Origin of the sequence: Pseudomonas sp. 22490 (genome assembly GCF_052044465.1) — a bacterium.
In the GTDB taxonomy this organism is placed as follows: Bacteria; Pseudomonadota; Gammaproteobacteria; order Pseudomonadales; family Pseudomonadaceae; genus Pseudomonas; species Pseudomonas aeruginosa.
In genome coordinates this window covers 1-538 of record NZ_JBQENS010000102.1, presented here as the reverse complement: position 1 = coordinate 538, position 538 = coordinate 1, and the positions used below count along the sequence as shown (strand labels likewise).

Here is a 538-nt window from a genome sequence, read left to right as displayed (position 1 = left end):
TCGCCGGGAAGCGGCATGCGGCCGAGGATGTCGCCGACGGCGCGGAGCGACTTCTTCTCTGGTTCGTACAGGAAGGGCGGCACTTTCTCGACGTGGCGGGCGACAAGCAGGAAGCGCTTCCGGGACTGCGCCAGGCCGCCGAGTTCGCCGCAGTCGTGAGTGGTTTCCGCCACGGCGTAGCCGAAGCCGCCGAGTAGGCTGTTGATCTGGTCAAGCAGGTGCCGGCCGCGGCTCGCCAGGCGCGGGACGTTCTCGAAGACGATCAGCGGCACCGGGTCATCAGCCCATGCCTCGCCCATCAGCCAGATGCACCGCAAAGTCAGTTCGTTCAAGGCCTGATATTTCGGGGTCAGGCTCATTTTCTCCGACAGCAGGCCGCTGGCGCCCTTGCAGGGCGAACTGATGAACACCGCATCCGGTCGGCGCCCGCCGGCGGCGCGCCGAATATCTTCCGGGGTCGCCTCCCGCCAGCCTGCCGGCGGCTCCTTGCCGTGGAACCGCACGTACTGGTCGCGGGTGAAGAGGTCCAGCAGGGTGC

At 67.5% G+C, this 538-nt stretch carries 1 protein-coding gene; it reads right to left on the bottom strand.

Annotation, left to right across the window (positions count from 1 at the left end; translation table 11 throughout):
* On the bottom strand, positions 1-538 hold a 538-nt coding region (locus ACTJJX_RS35085), incomplete at both ends, for a DNA cytosine methyltransferase (protein WP_440782069.1).